The 1,259-nt window shown below is 64.6% G+C and carries 1 protein-coding gene; it reads left to right on the forward strand.

Annotated features, from left to right (window positions below; all coding sequences use genetic code 11):
• The coding region (locus A5692_RS08265) for a condensation domain-containing protein (protein ID WP_231984236.1) at positions 1-1,259 on the forward strand (1,259 nt) is incomplete at both ends.

Here is a 1,259-nt window from a genome sequence, read left to right on the forward strand (position 1 = left end):
TCGTTTGCCCAGTCCCGGTTGTGGTTTATCGATCAGTTGCTGGGCCGGTCTGCGGTCTACAACATGCCCATCGCGGTACACCTCACGGGGCCACTCGACGTGGACGCCCTGCAGGCTGCGCTCGGTGATCTAGTGGCCCGCCATGAAAGCCTGCGCACCCTGTTCCCCACGATCGACGGGATCCCCCACCAGCAGGTGGTGCCGGTCGAGCAGGCCGAGTTCGGCTGGGCGGTGATCGACGCCGGTGAGTGGACGCACGAGCGGCTCGAGGAGGCCATCGCCGCGGCGGCAGAATACTGGTTCGATCTGGCAACCGAAATCCCGATCCACACCGAGCTTTTCCGGTTGGGCCCCGATGAGTATGTGTTGGTGGCGGTGGCCCACCACATCGCCGCCGACGGCTGGTCGACCACACCACTGATACGAGATCTGGGTGTGGCCTATACCAGCCGCGCTCAAAGCCAGACTCCAAGTTGGGCGCCGTTGGCGGTGCAGTACGCCGACTACACACTCTGGCAACGTGAGCAGTTCGGCGACTTGGAGGATCCGGATAGTCGGATCGGCGGGCAATTGGCTTACTGGCAGCACGCGTTGGCTGGGTTGCCTGAGCGGCTGGTGTTGCCCACGGATCGGCCCTATCCGGCGGTGGCCGATTATCGGGGGGCCAGTATCGCGATCGAGTGGCCGGCGGGGTTGCAGCAGCAGATCACCCGGCTGGCCCGCGCGCATGATGCGACCAGTTTCATGGTGCTCCAGGCCGGGTTGGCAGTGTTGTTGGCCAAACTGAGCGCCAGTACTGATGTGGCGGTGGGGTTCCCGATCGCCGGCCGGCGCGACCCCGCTCTAGATGAGCTGGTCGGGTTTTTCGTCAACACCCTGGTGCTACGGGTCGATCTGACCCGCGACCCCAGTGTGACCGAACTCCTTGGCCAGGTGCGGGCGCGTAGCCTGGCCGCCTTTGAGCACCAAGACGTGCCCTTCGAAGTCTTGGTGGAACGGCTGCACCCGGCCCGCAGCCTGGCCCATCACCCGCTGGTGCAGGTGATGCTGGCCTGGCAACACCACAACCTGACCGACCTGGGCCTGGGGGATCTACAGGCCAACCCCATACCGGTGCAAACCCACACCGCGCGCATGGATTTGACATTCTCTCTGACCGAGAACTTCACCGACGCCGGCCAACCGGCCGGGATTAGTGGGGCGGTGGAATTTCGCACCGACATCTTCGACCCCAACACCATCCACACCCTGATCCAGCG

It is taken from the genome of Mycobacterium sp. E342, assembly GCF_001667665.1.
Taxonomy (GTDB): Bacteria; Actinomycetota; Actinomycetes; order Mycobacteriales; family Mycobacteriaceae; genus Mycobacterium.